17 protein-coding genes are annotated in these 15,131 nt (G+C 56.6%); 7 read left to right on the plus strand and 10 right to left on the minus strand.

Going from position 1 to position 15,131, the window contains the following annotated elements:
• Window positions 1–13 precede the first annotated feature (13 nt).
• On the minus strand, window positions 14–646 hold the full coding sequence (locus tag JO972_RS11890; protein WP_309490275.1) for a DOMON domain-containing protein: 633 nt from the start codon (window positions 644–646) through the stop codon (window positions 14–16).
• Between the two features lie 211 nt (window positions 647–857).
• Between JO972_RS11890 and JO972_RS11895 the strand changes: the two genes are divergently transcribed.
• From JO972_RS11895 to JO972_RS11905, 3 genes are all read left to right on the plus strand, one after another.
• The gene (locus JO972_RS11895; protein WP_309490276.1) at window positions 858–1,637 is read left to right on the plus strand and encodes a DUF1287 domain-containing protein; all 780 of its coding nucleotides are present in this window, start codon (window positions 858–860) and stop codon (window positions 1,635–1,637) included.
• Window positions 1,638–1,831: 194 nt separating this feature from the next.
• The gene (gene holA / locus JO972_RS11900; RefSeq protein ID WP_309490277.1) at window positions 1,832–2,917 is read left to right on the plus strand and encodes a DNA polymerase III subunit delta; all 1,086 of its coding nucleotides are present in this window, start codon (window positions 1,832–1,834) and stop codon (window positions 2,915–2,917) included.
• A gap of 21 nt (window positions 2,918–2,938) precedes the next feature.
• Entirely contained in the window at window positions 2,939–3,301 is a 363-nt protein-coding gene (locus JO972_RS11905) for a sulfite exporter TauE/SafE family protein (protein WP_309490278.1), read from the plus strand.
• Window positions 3,302–3,307: 6 nt separating this feature from the next.
• Here JO972_RS11905 and JO972_RS11910 read toward each other — a convergent pair whose 3' ends face one another.
• Complete coding sequence (locus JO972_RS11910) at window positions 3,308–4,252, minus strand: alpha/beta hydrolase (RefSeq protein WP_309490279.1); 945 nt, start codon at window positions 4,250–4,252, stop codon at window positions 3,308–3,310.
• A gap of 159 nt (window positions 4,253–4,411) precedes the next feature.
• Here JO972_RS11910 and JO972_RS11915 point away from each other — a divergent pair, with 159 nt between their 5' ends.
• Window positions 4,412–5,260: a TIGR01457 family HAD-type hydrolase gene (locus JO972_RS11915; RefSeq protein WP_309490280.1), complete on the plus strand. Its 849-nt coding sequence runs from the start codon at window positions 4,412–4,414 to the stop codon at window positions 5,258–5,260.
• A 139-nt stretch (window positions 5,261–5,399) separates the two neighbouring features.
• Here JO972_RS11915 and JO972_RS11920 read toward each other — a convergent pair whose 3' ends face one another.
• The 7 genes from JO972_RS11920 to JO972_RS11950 form a co-directional block, all read right to left on the minus strand.
• Window positions 5,400–6,047 carry an HAD-IA family hydrolase gene (locus JO972_RS11920; protein WP_309490281.1) on the minus strand — a complete coding sequence of 216 codons (648 nt, stop codon included), beginning with the start codon at window positions 6,045–6,047 and terminating at the stop codon, window positions 5,400–5,402.
• 65 nt (window positions 6,048–6,112) lie between these two features.
• On the minus strand, window positions 6,113–6,808 hold the full coding sequence (gene tsaA / locus JO972_RS11925) for a tRNA (N6-threonylcarbamoyladenosine(37)-N6)-methyltransferase TrmO (protein WP_425498310.1): 696 nt from the start codon (window positions 6,806–6,808) through the stop codon (window positions 6,113–6,115).
• Between the two features lie 209 nt (window positions 6,809–7,017).
• Complete coding sequence (locus JO972_RS11930) at window positions 7,018–8,229, minus strand: hypothetical protein (RefSeq protein ID WP_309490283.1); 1,212 nt, start codon at window positions 8,227–8,229, stop codon at window positions 7,018–7,020.
• On the minus strand, window positions 8,226–9,098 hold the full coding sequence (locus tag JO972_RS11935) for a metal ABC transporter permease (RefSeq protein ID WP_309490284.1): 873 nt from the start codon (window positions 9,096–9,098) through the stop codon (window positions 8,226–8,228). Before JO972_RS11935 ends, JO972_RS11930 begins: the two co-directional genes overlap by 4 nt.
• Window positions 9,099–9,106: 8 nt before the next feature.
• Entirely contained in the window at window positions 9,107–9,859 is a 753-nt protein-coding gene (locus tag JO972_RS11940; protein ID WP_309490285.1) for a metal ABC transporter ATP-binding protein, read from the minus strand.
• On the minus strand, window positions 9,852–10,346 hold the full coding sequence (locus JO972_RS11945) for a hypothetical protein (RefSeq protein ID WP_309490286.1): 495 nt from the start codon (window positions 10,344–10,346) through the stop codon (window positions 9,852–9,854). The genes JO972_RS11940 and JO972_RS11945 overlap by 8 nt, the downstream gene beginning before the upstream one ends.
• Window positions 10,347–10,402: 56 nt before the next feature.
• Entirely contained in the window at window positions 10,403–11,296 is an 894-nt protein-coding gene (locus JO972_RS11950) for a metal ABC transporter substrate-binding protein (protein ID WP_309490320.1), read from the minus strand.
• Between the two features lie 115 nt (window positions 11,297–11,411).
• On the opposite strand from JO972_RS11950, the gene gluQRS reads away from it, so the two are divergent.
• Entirely contained in the window at window positions 11,412–12,242 is an 831-nt protein-coding gene (gene gluQRS / locus JO972_RS11955) for a tRNA glutamyl-Q(34) synthetase GluQRS (RefSeq protein WP_309490287.1), read from the plus strand.
• Window positions 12,243–12,259: 17 nt separating this feature from the next.
• Here the strand turns inward: gluQRS and lpxK are convergent, their stop codons facing one another.
• Complete coding sequence (gene lpxK / locus JO972_RS11960; RefSeq protein ID WP_309490288.1) at window positions 12,260–13,468, minus strand: tetraacyldisaccharide 4'-kinase; 1,209 nt, start codon at window positions 13,466–13,468, stop codon at window positions 12,260–12,262.
• Between the two features lie 54 nt (window positions 13,469–13,522).
• Here lpxK and rph point away from each other — a divergent pair, with 54 nt between their 5' ends.
• Entirely contained in the window at window positions 13,523–14,305 is a 783-nt protein-coding gene (rph, locus tag JO972_RS11965) for a ribonuclease PH (protein WP_309490289.1), read from the plus strand.
• Between the two features lie 142 nt (window positions 14,306–14,447).
• The gene (locus JO972_RS11970) at window positions 14,448–15,119 is read left to right on the plus strand and encodes a type II secretion system protein (RefSeq protein ID WP_309490290.1); all 672 of its coding nucleotides are present in this window, start codon (window positions 14,448–14,450) and stop codon (window positions 15,117–15,119) included.
• The last annotated feature ends 12 nt before the right edge of the window (window positions 15,120–15,131 follow it).

Raw genomic sequence — 15,131 nt, forward strand, 5'->3', positions numbered from 1 at the left:
AGAGTTCTGCGTGCTAGGCGCTCGGTTCGGGGGCAGTTTGGTCGAAGGTCAGACCGCCATCGACGATGCGCACGGGCTGGAACAGTTCGGGTCGGTGGAAATCAGGCTCGCCCTCGAGCGCCGGCGCGGCGGTGAGGAACTTCTGCTCCGGGGAATCAACGATGAAGGTGACATTCATCGCGGACTCGGGGCCGAAATCCAGTCGGGCCCGCAGCACGTCCAACGGGATGGCGGCGGCCGCCAGCCAGGAGCCGTCGGGTGAGAGTTCGCCGAAGGTGTGCAGGCCGGGCACAGGAATCTCCTCCTCGCTGGCACGAACACGCGGTGCCGTGAACTCGGCCGACCACCAGGCGCCGTTCGATGCCAGGTTCAGCTCCAGATAGCGTCCGGATGGCGGGTGGCTGATGAACAGCTCGGCGGTGTCGTATTTCCACAGCTCCGGAGTGAATTCGCCGGGTCGTGCTTTCGGGTGCAGGGCGGCAGGTTCCCGGCGGGTAGTGACGAACCAGAGGTAGCTGTCATCCATCGCCAGACCGAAGCCTGCGGGGGTCGTCAATTTCTCGCCATACCAGTCCTTTTCCAGACCGAAGAGTCCCAGATCCAGTGCGCCCCATTGGAGCTTTTCCTTTTTGTGTTCGATCAGCATCTGGCCCTGAATGTGCCTGTGCTGGTGCGGCTTGCCAAAGCTAAAAAAGGGCGATTTTTTAAGTGCCGATTCGGTGCTTTGCCAAAAATGAATCTTTTTGTCGCTTTTTGTGAAATATGCTGGAAATCAGGGCACGTATGTGTTGTTAATAACTTAAGCGCAAAACTCTAAGAACCCATACAGCCCTAAGGCTAAATCTAACACGCACAATATGGATGCCATCGAATACATCGGACCCCGCCCTAAAAAACCCGCCCGCAAGCCATGGGGTGGAGGCTGGTTGATGATTCTTTTGGTCGTTGTCGGCGTGGGTATCGTGGCAAAACCTTTCATTCAGGACATCCTCGCCAAGGAGTCTCCCACCGATGAGCTGATCGTCGAGGAAACCGTCGCATGGCTGGCAAGGGCAGATGGGTTCGGCCATCTTCTGGCCAGCGCCGCTCTGGAGCGCACCAACGAGAAAATCACTTACGATCCTGCCTACTACAAGATTTCCTACCCCAACGGCGACGTGCCGGAAGATCGTGGCGTCTGCACTGACGTGGTGATCCGCTCTTACCGCGCGCTGGGAATCGACCTCCAGCAGCTGGTCCACGAGGACATGGAAAAGAACTTCCGCATTTACCCGCAGCTGTGGAGCATGAAATCCACTGACAGCAGCATCGACCACCGTCGGGTGCCCAATTTGCAGCGCTTCTTCGGCCGTTACGGTGAAGAAGTCGCCTTCAGCGATGAATCCGCTCTCACCGGCAGTGATTTCGAATACGGTGATGTGGTTGCCTGGCGTCTGCCCCATGGAGCCACTCACATCGGCATCGTGGTTCCCGGACCGCAGGATCGCCGCAACGAGCGCTGGATCGTGCACAACAACGGCAACGGACCCAAGTGGGAAGACAAGCTTTTGGAATACCAAGTCATCGGCCACTACCGCTTCAGCGGCGTCCAGAAGAGCCTTACCCAGAGCGACAAGCGTAGCTTGATCACGCACTAAGGGGCAGAGGTATACTGGTGGTTCAGCCGTCGGCTTCAGCGGTCGGCATCTGGTTAGCTGAGTCGAGTTGAGCTCGCAAGTTGGGTTCTTGGTTCGACCTCAGCACCACACCACGGCCTCGATGATCGTGGCGCCCAGGGATCAAATCGCTTTTCCCTCTTGCTTGTTGTCACGCGATCTCTGATTCTCGCGCCGTGAGTCAGATATACGTCATCACTGGTAGCGACGAGGGCACCGTGTCCGAGGAGGCCCTGAAGACCTTCGAGAAAATCAAACCCGAGGGTGGCGATGATTTTTCCAACGAGATCATCAACGGCACGATCGCCAATGCGGACGAGGCGCACAGTGCCTGCAGCCAGGTCATCCAATCGCTGCAGACGGTTCCCTTTTTCGGTGGAGGCAAGACTGTTTGGCTGAAAAATGCCACCTTCCTCGGCAGCGATCGCACCTCCGAGGCGGAAGCAACCAAGAAGGGGGTGGAGGCATTGCTCGATTGCCTGCAAGCCGGTATCTCGTCCGACATCACCCTGCTCATCAGCTGCACGGCCCTCGATAAACGCCGTGCCTTTTACAAGTATCTGAAAAAGGAGGCGAAACTCGACATCTACGACAAACCAGACGTCTCGCGCGACGGCTGGCAGGACCAGGTGGCCCGCCTGGTGCGCAACAAAGCCACCGAGCTGGGACTCAGCTTCCAGGGCGATGCGCTGGAGCTCTTCGTCATGCTCGCCGGTGAAGACACCCGACAAATCAATAGTGAGCTGGAAAAAATCGACCTCTACCTCGGTGATCGCCGCGAGGTCACGGAGGAGGACGTCCGCCTGATGGTCCCCCTCAGCCGCGCCGGGGTGGTTTTTGAAATTGGCAATGCGATCCAGAAGAAAAACGGCTCGCGCGCCATCGAACTGGTCGATCAACAACTCGCGCGCAAGGAAACCGCTGTGGGCATCCTCCGCGCCTCCATCATCCCGACGGTGAGAAACCTGTTCATGGCGGCCGCCGCCTGCGATGGCAAAAACATCCCCACCGGCAACTACAATTCCTTTTCCTCGGCACTCGATTCCCTACCGTCCCACGAACGCGCGTGGCTGCCGCAGAAAAAAGCCGGCGGCGTCAATGCCTACCCGCTCTTCCTAGCCAGCAAGAGCGTGCGTAACTTCGGCCTGCCCAAGCTTCGCAAAGCCATGGAGGCTGCGCTGGATGCCGACCGCGCCCTGGTCACCTCAGGGCTGGATCAACGGGTGGTGCTGCACCGCCTGATCGCCACCCTCTGCTCCTGAGCCCTCTCCCTTTTTCCCTTCATGAAAACACTGATCATTGCCGCAGCCGTCGGCGTCACCGCTGGATTGTTAGGTGCACTCTGCGGCGTGGGCGGAGGCATCGTCATGGTGCCCGCCTTTGTCACCGTGCTGGGCTTCGAACAGAAAAAGGCCGTAGCCACTTCGCTGGCAGTGATCGTGATCATCGCCGCGGTTTCCACCCTGAACAACTCCCGCCAAAGCGGCTTGATCGATTGGAAAGTAGTCGCCCTGGCCGCCGTAGCCGCAGCCCTCGCCGCATGGTTCGGCACCGATCTGATGCACAAACTGAGCAACCAGCACCTGACGCGCTTGTTTGGGGTCGTGCTGTTAGTCTTCGGTGCCAGGATGCTGCTTGGGAAATAGCATCCCTTATCGGCTCCGCTCCGGTTTCAGCGTGGCGATCAAGTAGTCGGCCACATCCGCATGCTTCACATTCGGGGCCCCCGGGTAAACCACCTCGCAGGGGACGCCGAGTTCACGGCATTGTTCCTGAAGCTTGATGCCGAAAATCGGTGAATGGGTCGGATCTGTCTCTTTGCCCTTCTTATTGGGAGCCTTAGCAAAGCTCATGTAAGTCGGCGGATCACTCTTATCCAACAAGGCGTAGGGAGAATACTCATTGATCCACGGCAGGATGGCATCGCGCTGGGCGAGGAATTGATCAAAACCTTTAATACCAAACGCATGCGCTCCGTAAGTGCAGTTAGGAATCCACTTTCGAATTTGCTGCGGATCGAGCGTGGTTTGCGGTCGGGTCACCGCGACGCAATTCAGACGGGTTGATTGCCGGGCCACCGGGTCGGAGCTTTGGGGGTCGGCCAAGTCGTCGTGGTAGGCGAGCCAGAGACTGGAGCATGCGCCGGCGGATCCTCCCGAGGCGGCGACCCGTGACGGATCGATGTTCCACTTTTCAGCCATGCTGCGCACAAACTGGACGGCCCGGGCGGCGTCGCTGAGAGGCCCCTTGACCGGTGGCTTGAGGTCCTTGGAATGTTTCATCAGGCGGTAATTGATGGCCGCCACTGAAATTCCGGCATCGAGCAGTTTATGGGCATCCACAAAGCGGTGCAGGCGCTCCTTGCTGCCGCCATTCCAGCCGCCGCCGTGGATGACGATCACCACCGGCGTGGGACCTTGAGCCTTTGCCTTCCAAAAGTCCATGATGAGGCGCGGATGTTCACCATAGCGCACTGCGGTGAGTGTCGGCTTCGGCACTGAGGCATCATAGCCTGAGTCATTCTTCTGGGCGACGACCGTGGGCGCCAGGCTCATCATCACGGCGGCAAGGCCGAGGCATGCATACTCTCTAATCATGATGCAGCCTCATCGATCAACGCTGGTGAGGCAACGGAAAAACTTGCCAGCATGCCCAGCCAGAAAGTGCAATAATGACACAAATGAGTGTTGATCATGTGACAAATTCTCTCCCGACCGATCGACTAGCTGGCACGCATTGTGCTGACATCGCCAAGTATGAAATACGGATACTTACTCGACATGGACGGCGTGATCTATCGCGGCAGCGAATTGATCCCCGGTGCCAAGGAGTTCATCAAACGCCTCCGTGAGACCGATACCCGCTTCCTTTTCCTCACAAACAACAGCCAGCGCACACGCCGTGATGTGGCAATGAAACTCTGCCGCATGGGCATTGAGGCGACCGATCGCGATATCTTCACCTGCAGCATGGCCACCGCTCGATTTGTCGCTCAACAGAAACCCGGCGGCTCGGCCTATGTCATTGGCGAGGGCGGTCTGTTCAATGCTCTGCACCTGAATGGCTACTCCGTGGTCGAGGACAATCCTGACTACGTCATCGTCGGCGAAGGGCGGACGATGACCTTTGAAATGATCGAAAAAGCGGTTCGTCTTGTGGCCAATGGAGCCCGCCTGATCGCTACCAATCTCGACCCCAACTGCCCGACCGAAGACGGCATTCGCCCCGGTTGTGGCGCGATCGCTGCGATGATCGAAAGCGCGACCGGAAAAAAAGCCTTCTCCGTGGGCAAACCCAGCCCGGTGATGATGCGGGCCGCGCGCAAACAACTCGGCCTGACCAGTGAGGAAACCATCATGGTGGGCGATACCATGGAGACTGATATCCTCGGTGGCGTCGGCCTCGGTTACCGCACGGTCTTAGTGATGTCTGGCGGCACCTCACGCGAGGACCTCGATGACTTTGCCTATTCGCCTGACCTGGTGCTCGATAGCGTCGCCGATATTCTCGACCACCCGATGTTTAAAGAACCCTCGACTGGCAAGGACAGGAAATACAAACAACGGGTGCCTGCCTACACCATGGCGCAAGCAATGGTTCGCTAATTCCACTCACAGCAAAGCGTCTCAACACACATTTTTTTGGGTTGTTGGCATTTCTTGGTGAGAGAAGAAATGCCACGACAAGAAAAAGCTCACCTCTTCGCGGGGTGAGCTTTTTTCGGCATTCGTCCGAGGAAAATCGTTAGGCTTGCTTGAGATGTTTCGGGCACAGCATCAGCAGTTCCTCGACACTGTCGCAGAAGTGATCAGGCTGTTCCTTTTTCAAAGCCTCCGGTGAATTGAACCCCCAACCCACGGCGGCCACGGGAATGCCGGCCTTTTTTGAAGCGACGATGTCACGGATCTCATCGCCCACGTAAATCATCTCGGATGCTTCAAGCGAGAAGGTCTTGCGAATAGCGCGCAGATGCTTCGCTTTTCCGGTCAACTTGGAAGTCGACGAAACGAAGGTGAAGACATTTTCCAGACCGTGGGTTTCCAAAAACAAATTCACGTTCTCCACCGAGTTTGAGGTCAGGATTCCGACGTGTTCGATCTTGGTTCGCAGCGCCGGAAGCACGTGCTCCAGGCCCTCGAATAATGGCAGCGAACCGATGCTTTCTTTCAGCTGCTTGGTCCCCTGATAGAGCAACTTGGGCACACGGCGTTTGGGGATGCCGAGGTGGGAAAGAAACTGGTTGAGCTTCATATCGCGGAGCCCTGGGATCTCATCCTCGCTGACGGCACGCAAGTCGTGCTCTTTCGCCATCTTATTATAAATATGGAACGCCTCATCCAAGGTGTCCGCCAGGGTGCCGTCGAAGTCAAAAATTATAGCTCGGTAGTTCATAGACCAGTGTTAACTATACGGCCTATCCCAGAGCGCGCCACGAGAAATCACGTGACGTGATCGACTCACGCCCGATTATCGCCCGGCTCACAAGCCACGATCGTAGCGCAGCCGTCTTCCACCGTCCACCTGACATTGCAGCCATCGATCAGGCAGCCATACTCGCGGCCGCTTTCCTGCCTTTGATAGGCCGGTCGGGGGTCGGCAGCCAGCGTGGCCTCAATCAATCTTCGGTTCGCATCGCTCATCTCCGCCGGCACCGCGCAGTGCCACTGCACACTCAAACAATCGGGAGCCCCGCTGACAAATCCGCCCACGGCATCCGGTAAGGCATCGGCGTAGGGGATGTATGGTTTGATGTCCAAAATCGGAGTTCCATCGACGAGGTCAACACCACTGAGCTTGAGCACCGGTCCGTCCGGATGATCGAGGTCGATGCCGTCTAACTTCACCACCGAGAGCCCGATGGGATTCGGTCGGAATGGTGAGCGTGTGGCAAAAACACCAACCCTTTCGTTGCCTCCCAAGCGCGGCGGGCGGACCGTCGGTTTCCAGTCCGAGCGCAAGGCCTGATGGAAAATAAAAACCAGCCAGACATGGGAAAATCCCTCTAGACCACGAAGCGCATCCGCATTTCTGAACTCCGGCTCAAACACCAACTCGCCCCAAGCGTCCTTGACCAATCCCGGTTGCCGCGGGACGCCGAACTTTTCTCCGTAACAGGTTCTGATATGTGCGATTGTTTCCATTTTCATAGCCATGATTTCAGGGTGACGGGCTTAATGGACATGACCACCGGCGCCCGAATCGAACCAACATGGTAAGCAGATGCTATCGTCGGCATCTCGCTCATCGCGCTGATCGTCATGGTATTGCAGCCGTGCCATGAGCACATAAAAAGCCGGTGCAGAAACCTGCACCAGCTTGATCAGATCGGAAAGTCTAGCGATGTGCCAGACTAAAGCCCGGATTAGCGAACTTCGCCAGGGCCCCAATCGAAGCCAAACTGAAGCCAGACGCTGTCCTCCGTGCCGTGACCATCGATATCATCGTGGTTATACTGCAGACGGACCAAAGCGCTGATGTCGTTGTCCAAGCGGAAGTGCTTGGTCAGTGAAGGAGAGATACGAGTGCGCTCAGCAAGCTCAGGATCGGCAACGCCTTCCATCCACTCATAACGCAGACCAGCTTCCCAGCCTTCGATGAATTCATACATGACAGCGGTGTTGTAACCGTTGTCTTCGAAGCCACCTTCGTCGGTTTCCACATCACGCATGATCCACTCAGTTCTCCAGCGGAACTGTTTGCCGCCAGGTTCGTAGCCATTTTCACGCCAGGTGTAGGTGAAGTCAGCACCGTAAATATCGGTCGTCAAGCCGTGGCCATTGTCACCGGTGAGGTAGCTAGCTCCAACTTGGAAACGGTGGAAATCGGTAGGACCGAATTGTGCCTGATAACGCACGGTGACGATGTTGTCGATTGGGCGAGCCATCTCAGCCTCTTCATCGTGCTCGTGGTCGTCGAGATCCTCATCGGCGTGATCGTCATCATCGTGGTCGTCCTCGTCATGATCTTCTTCCTCTTCTTCACCGTGCTCGTGATCGTGCACCACAGCGGATCCGAGACCGATGCTCAAGGAATCTGTCCATGATGTCGGTGGCATCCAGGTGATTTCAGCACCCTCAAAGGCAAAGCCGTCTTCACCGAGGTAGCGGACGCCAGCCATGTTGCCATCGACGAAATCCCAACCGTGCAAGTGGCGGGCATTCTGATCGCCAAATCTAGCCAGCATGCGACCGGCGCGGACTTCGAAATCGCCAGGAAGGTTGACGAATTTAATAAAGCCTTCTTCGAACTCAGATTCAAAGTCGCCACCGTTCACCTTGTAAACGTTGGTGGTGAAGAAACCACGGACGTATTCGCCGGCGTAAATGCTGGCTCCGATTTCCATGCCCTGGAGGTTGAATCCATCTTGGAATGGGTCGTGTCCGCCACGTTCGGCTTCACCTGAATCCAGTGTCGTAGATCCATGCACTGCTCTCAGGTGCAGGGTAGGATCGATGCGGATTTCCGGAATTGCCGGAACCACAACGGAGACGGGCGTGTCAACTGCCTCTTCGGCAGTCACGGCACTCACACATGCAGCCAAAGCGGCAGTGATCATCATGTTGTTTTTAGTCATAATTGATGTTTTGGTTGGAGAGGTTGTTCTTGAGCACGACTGAATAAGCCGCTGTTAGGATTCACGAAATATGCCACGGCAAAGAGCGCACCGAGCACCAGCACGATGGCCGGCCCTGTGGGAATATTGAAAATCACCGAGAGGACCACGGCGGCCACTGAGCCGATGGAACCAATTGCTCCACCGCCCCAGAACAGCCACCGGGTGTTGTTAGTGAACAAAGAGACGATCGCACCGGGCACGACCATTAAACCGATGGAAAGCACGGATCCTACTGCTTGGAAACTGGCCATCAGGGCCACAATCATCATGGCATACAGCAGGTAGTTGACTCCACGCACATAGACCCCCTGCACTGCTGCCACATTCGGCTCGAACAAGGTCAGCAAGATCGGCCGCATAAAGAGGGTGGATGCGATGAGGGTGAAAAAAGCGATGCCGAAGAACACCAGCAGATCGTTATCGCCCACTGAGAGAATGCTGCCAAACAGCCACTCTTCGAGGTTCTGCGCGGTCTCGGCGTATTCTAACATCACCACACCCAGGGCGAAGGCACAGGTGAAGAAAATCGCCAGCGCAGTGCTCTGTGGCAGACGGGTCTTGCGCGTGACCATTACCGACCCCAAACCCACCGCGAGCGCCGCTAACAGGGCACCGACAAAAGCTCCGCCCTGGTTCAGCGTGCCGGTGATCAACACCACGGCAACGATGCCGGGCAGCATGGTGTGACTGAGCGCACTGAGCACCAGCGAGCTTCTGCGCAGCAGCACAAATCCGCTGACAAAGCCATTGGTAAAGCCAATCAGCGCGGCCGCCAACAACGCGCGCTTAAAGAACGGCATGTCTAATATTTGCAGTAACTGATCCATGGTTCTTGTTAGTTGTCTTTGGAGAAGGTGCGATCCAGGTTCTCCTCCGTCAGCGTGCTGGCGCATGGGCCTTGAGCGATCATGGTCCGGTTCAACAGCAGGGCTTCGTCAAAGATTTCGTGCGCCGAGTTCAGATCGTGGTGCGAGGCGATCACCAGGCGGTTTTCACCCGCGAGCATTCTCAGCAAGCGCGCAAGGTTGGCCATATGATTGCGGTCGAGACCGGTGAACGGCTCGTCTAACAACAAAACATGCGCCTGCTGCGCCACTGCCCGGGCGATGAACACCCGCTGCTTCTGGCCGCCGGAGAGTTCGTTGATCTGGCGATTGGCCAGCTCGCCATCCATCTCCATCATTTCCAAGGCGGAGTTCACGGCGGCGCTGTCTTGCTCGCCAAATTTCCGCCATGGTCCGAGCTGGGGGTAACGCCCCATCTCCACCACACCACGCACGGTGATAGGGAAATCCCAGCTGACTTCCTCGAACTGGGGAAGGTAGGCAAACTCACCGCCTCGGCATTTCATATTATCTTCGCCCGACCAGCGGATGCTGCCGTGACTGCGCTTCACCAGACCAGCAATGGCTTTCAACAAAGTGCTTTTCCCCGCCCCGTTCGGACCCACCAGTGCGAGGCAGTTGCCACAGCGCGTGCTGAACGAGATGTCCTCGAGCACCCGGTTTTTTCGATACGACACACAGACACCCTCCACATCCAGCTGATGCGTTTGGCCGTCTTCGTGCTGATGTTTACAGTTACTCATCGTCGTGCTCCCCGCCACTGCTGTAATCCAATGTCTGGCTGATGATCGAAGTCGTCGTCGAATAGGCCACCTCCTTGGTCTCGCCGTAGTTCGGAGAAATGCGCATTTGCACGAAGTGGCGTTGGCCATCGGCCGGCTCCTCCGCCCAGGTCACATCCAGCCAGTAAGTAACCGTCTGGTGTGGCGGGATGGAGATATCTCCATAGGCGGGATTTTCCGTTAGTTCATCTTCAGTCAAGAGCTGCTGAGGCTCTCCATCATGGGATAGCGGTGCTTGTTTTAGCGTGTAAAACTTGGGAGTGGTTGAAAAAATGAATTCCACCTCGGCATCCACCATTTCCTCGGCCGTAGCACTTTTCTCGACCTCGTTCACCGGCGCCGCCCCTGCGCGATCAGACGCGCTGTGCAGGTAACGTTCTCCGGCGAATCCAGCTAACAACATGACAACTAACAGAACAATCGTCTGTAGAACCGGAGAACCTCGCATGATCGATAAGTATCAGCTTCTTCGAATGGATCGGAAATGTCTGCCTGGCTAACTTATTATCTAGCCAGTGCTGCTACGATCTTGTTGGTATTATCGCGCATCATCTTCTCGTAGTTCGATGCACCGTCAGCCACGAGGCTGCCGCCCAACTTCACGCCAGTCTCTCTGGAGATCACCGCGATGGCTTTTGGATTTGCCCGCAGCTCTGGGAAGATGGCCTTCACGTGATTCTTGCGGATTTCTTGAATCGCCTGGGCCTGATAGGCGGCGCTGGTTTTGTGACTGGCGGTCAGACCTTTCACCGGCAGGGACTTGAATCCATACTCTTTGCAGTAGTAACCGAAGGCGGCGTGGGCGGTGGTCAGGATGCGGTTGCTGCGGGGGATTCTGCTCACCTCGCGTTTCACCCAGGCATCGAGAGCTTCGAGCCGACGGGAGTAGGCGGCGGCGTTTGCCTTGTAGATTTTGGCATGGGCAGGATCCACTTTGCCAAATTCAGAGGCGATGATACGTGCAGCTTTCTGCATGTTGCTGACACGGTGCCACCAGTGTGGATCAATTGAGCCATTCGCGTGCTGCGGGCAGCAGACATACTGGCTATTGCGACCGCTGATTTTCTCCGAGGGAATCTTGCGGCCCACTTCAATGACGGGGACGCCTTTGCCGAGGGTGCTGCGAAGTTTATCCAAATACGTTTCGAGATTCTTACCACTCGCCAAGTAGAGCACCGCGCCTCTGGCCTTAGTCAGGTCTTTGGGCGTCGGGCGGAAATGATGGGGATCGGCATGGGGCTCGATCAGCTGCACGATCGTGGCGTGCTGGCCACCTACATTACGAGCGACATCGGAAATCAGCGGGTGCAAACTCGCGACTTTAATCTGCGCAGAAACCCCACCGACCAGCAGCAACCACGTTGCCACAACGACTTGAAAAACCTTGCTTGCTTTCATCACGCGGAGATGATTAACGCACACAGGCCGCTAATGCAAGTTTTTTGCATTATAAAATATTGTCGTCTCCCTTTTGGTGCTTTTTCACCACCGCCGGCTTGCTTAGAAATGAACTATGACCACCCGCTTTGCACCATCACCCACTGGCCTCCTCCACCTCGGCCACGCCTATGCGGCGATGTTCGCCCGTGATCTGGCTCACTCACAGGGCGGTGCTTTTTTACTCCGTTACGAAGACATCGATGGCACCCGCGTGCGCGATGAATACTACTTGGATATCGAACGCGATCTAGCGTGGTTAGGGATTCAATGGGACGGAACCCCACTGCGCCAGACCGATCGCCTGACCGACTACGCCATGGCGATCAACTTGCTTAAAGCGCGCGGCGTCGTCTACCCCTGCTTCTGCACCCGCCGCGAGATTCAGGAGGAAATCCAAGCCATGGACGGCGCTCCGCAGGGACCGGAAGGGCCTCTCTACCCAGGCACCTGTCGGAATCTCAGCCCGGAGCAGCGCCAGCACCGAATCGACGCTGGCGAGCCGCACTGCTGGCGACTCGACACGATGGCTGCCGCGGAACAGACCGGACCACTGAGCTTTACCGATCGGATCCAAGGCAAGATCGACGTCGATCCATCCCTGCTGGGAGATGTCATTCTCGCCCGCAAGGACATCGCCACCTCCTACCACATCGCCGTGGTGGTGGACGATGCGATGCAGGAAATCAGCGATGTCACCCGCGGCGAGGATCTGCTGGCATCGACCCATGTGCATCGCCTGCTGCAGGAGCTGCTGGGCCTGCCGGAACCGATCTACCATCACCACCGCCTGATCCTCGACGCCGAAGGCAAACGATTGGCAAAAAGAGACAAGGCGCTCAGCATTCAGACACTCAGGGAGCGCGGAGCATCCCCTGAGGAAGTGCTGCAGATGGTTCAGCCGTGAGGAGGCGAATCAGAGGCTCAACTCGCCATGGCGCGCAGTAACAGCGGGTCGATGGCGGCTTTTTCTCCGCAAATCCGATCGACAATCCGCTCCCAAACCTCCTGCCCTTTGAGGATATCCACCTCGATGCGGAGGAAATAGACCGGCACATCGAGCTCGGTGGGTTTCATAAAGCGGACGGCGTCTTTTTCCGTGGTGACAATCATCTCGATGTCGCGCTGCATGCAGCGGTTCATGAAGTTATCGATGTCCTTTTGATTGAACGAGTGGTGATCGGAGAACACGCGGTGGAATTCCACCCGGGCGCCCAGGTTTCTTAGGATCTTCTCGAAGCTCTCCGGCACCGCGATGCCGGAAATGGCGGCGACGTATTTCTGATCGAGGAAATCCAGCGGCACACGCTCGCCGGTGAACAAGTTCTCCAAATGCTGCGGCCCGTGGGTGCACTCGATAATTTCCGCATGGCGGTTGTGTCGGCGAATCTTGCGGATCAGCTCTTCGTTCGAGCTGCCATCGCACTTGGTGATGAAGATATAGTCGGCGCGGCAGAGATTCTTTGCCGGCTCGCGCAGGGTGCCGCGCGGCAGCATCTGGCCGGTGCCGAAAGGGGCATTTTGATCCACCAGAACCACATCGATCGAGTGCGCCAGATTGAGGTATTGCAGGCCGTCATCGAGGATTAGAATATCGCTTTCCAGCTCGCGCACGGCGAAGCTGCCTCCCTTGACCCGGTTTTTATCGACCACCACGGATACGCCGGGAAGATTCTTCGCCAGCATCCATGGCTCATCGCCGGCGTGGGCGACCTTGAGTCGGGGTGCGCCACCGTCGCTGACCACCTTGGGCATTTCATCGTCCGGGATCAGCTCGCCACTTTCCTTGGCAATCCACTCCTGGGGCTCGGGCAGCTTTTTACTTTTATAACCACGGCTGAGAATGGCGGGCTTCCGACCGCGCTCACGTAACGTGCGGGCAAACAGCTCCACCACGGGCGTCTTGCCCGTGCCACCCACGGTAATATTTCCGATGCTGATCACCTGGGTGCCGAGATATTGCTGATCGACCGCGCCCCGGCGGAAACGACTGAGGCGAAAGGCCACTCCGGCGCGATAAATCCCGGAGAGCATCCAAAGAAAGAGGCGCATCATAGTCGCCCTGAAACCACGAGCCCTGCCGAAGATGACATCGGTGCCCCATTGTTCCAGTTCTTGCAGCGATTCTCCCATGCGCGCCGTTCTTATATACTTGAAAGATTGAACTTCAAACTGGAAAGTTCATCTATGATTAGACCCGACGGCCGTGAATTCGACCAACTCCGCCCCATTTCCTTCCAATCCGGTATCGCCCCCAATGCCACCGGTTCCGTGTTAGTCTCATTTGGAAACACCCGCGTCATCTGCGCAGCCACCGTGCAGGAGGATGTGCCACGCTGGATGAAGTATCAAAAAGTTGGCGGTGGCTGGCTCACCGCCGAGTACAATATGCTCCCCTACTCCACCCTCGATCGCAAACAGCGCGACATCTCCACCGGCCGCCTCGATGGTCGCTCGTCCGAGATCCAGCGCCTGATCGGAAGATCGCTGCGGGCAGTGGTCGATCTGAAAAAACTCGGCCCCCGCACGATCTGGCTCGATTGTGATGTGCTACAGGCCGACGGCGGCACCCGCACCGCCTCGGTGACCGGTGGCTGCGTCGCCATCGCCATCGCCCTGAACAAACTCATGGCCGATGGCAAAATCAAAACCTTCCCCATGAAAAAACTGATCACCGGCATCAGCGCTGGGATTTATCAGGACACCGCCATTCTTGATCTCGATTACCCGGAGGATAAGGACGCCAGCGTCGATTTCAACGTCGTCATGACCGAGGACCTCGAGTTCGTGGAAATGCAGGGAAGTGGTGAAGAAGCGGTTTTCACCGACGAACAAATGGCAGCCATGCTCAGCCTCGCGCGCAAGGGTGTGAAAGAGATCACCGCGCTGCAGAAACAAGCCATTCTGGACGCGGACCAGGCATCCTTAACCGACCTTAAAAGCTTAGCTGACAGCTTCAAACGTCCGTAACAGCAAATTCCCCCTTCTGACCCTTTTTTATCTTGCGAAGGCGTCTCAGAGCGTTAACTTGCAGTATCAGTTATCGTTATGCGGTGTCGCTGTGTCTCGGCTAACTGATACATAAAAAACAAAACATAACCAAAATAAGTAAATGAAACTAACTAAAAAACATATGAGCAAGGGCTTCACTCTGGTGGAGCTTCTCGTTGTGATTGCCATTATCGCGGCACTCGCAGCCATGGCGACTCCCGTCATCATGAAACAGAAGAAGAAAGCCGACATGACAACGGCTACCAACAACGCCAAGCAGATCTTCCTGCTGATGGTTGAGTTCGATGATGACTTCGGCGGATTCCCAAGTGACGACACCGCTGCTGCGGATGTCGACCTGAACGGCTACACCGGAACTTACTCTAACGACTACCTTGGCCAGTTCCTCGCAGGTGGCTACGTCCAGTCTGAAGAGATCTTCTACGCCAAATCCGGTTCCGTTTCTGACACCAACAAAAAGCCAGATAACGTTTACAACACCAAAGGCAAGACCCTGGAAGCAGGTGAGTGTGGTTTCTCCTACGTGAAAGACCAGTCCACCAGCGGTAACTCCGGTATCCCAATCCTGATGGCTCCTATGGACAGCACCAGCAAGTTCAAGGAAGATCCATACGGTGGTAAGGCAGTTGTTCTTCGTATTGACGGTTCCGTGCAGACTCTGCGTCTGAGCAAAACCTTCGAAGCCAAGCTTCCTTCCGGTAACACTCTGTTCGACACCGGTGACGACTCTGTCTGGGGTGACGAAACTCCAGAGGTTATCAACGCTGAGTAAGACTCTGACGTT

This window comes from Oceaniferula flava (genome assembly GCF_016811075.1).
Lineage (GTDB): Bacteria > Verrucomicrobiota > Verrucomicrobiia > Verrucomicrobiales > Akkermansiaceae > Oceaniferula > Oceaniferula flava.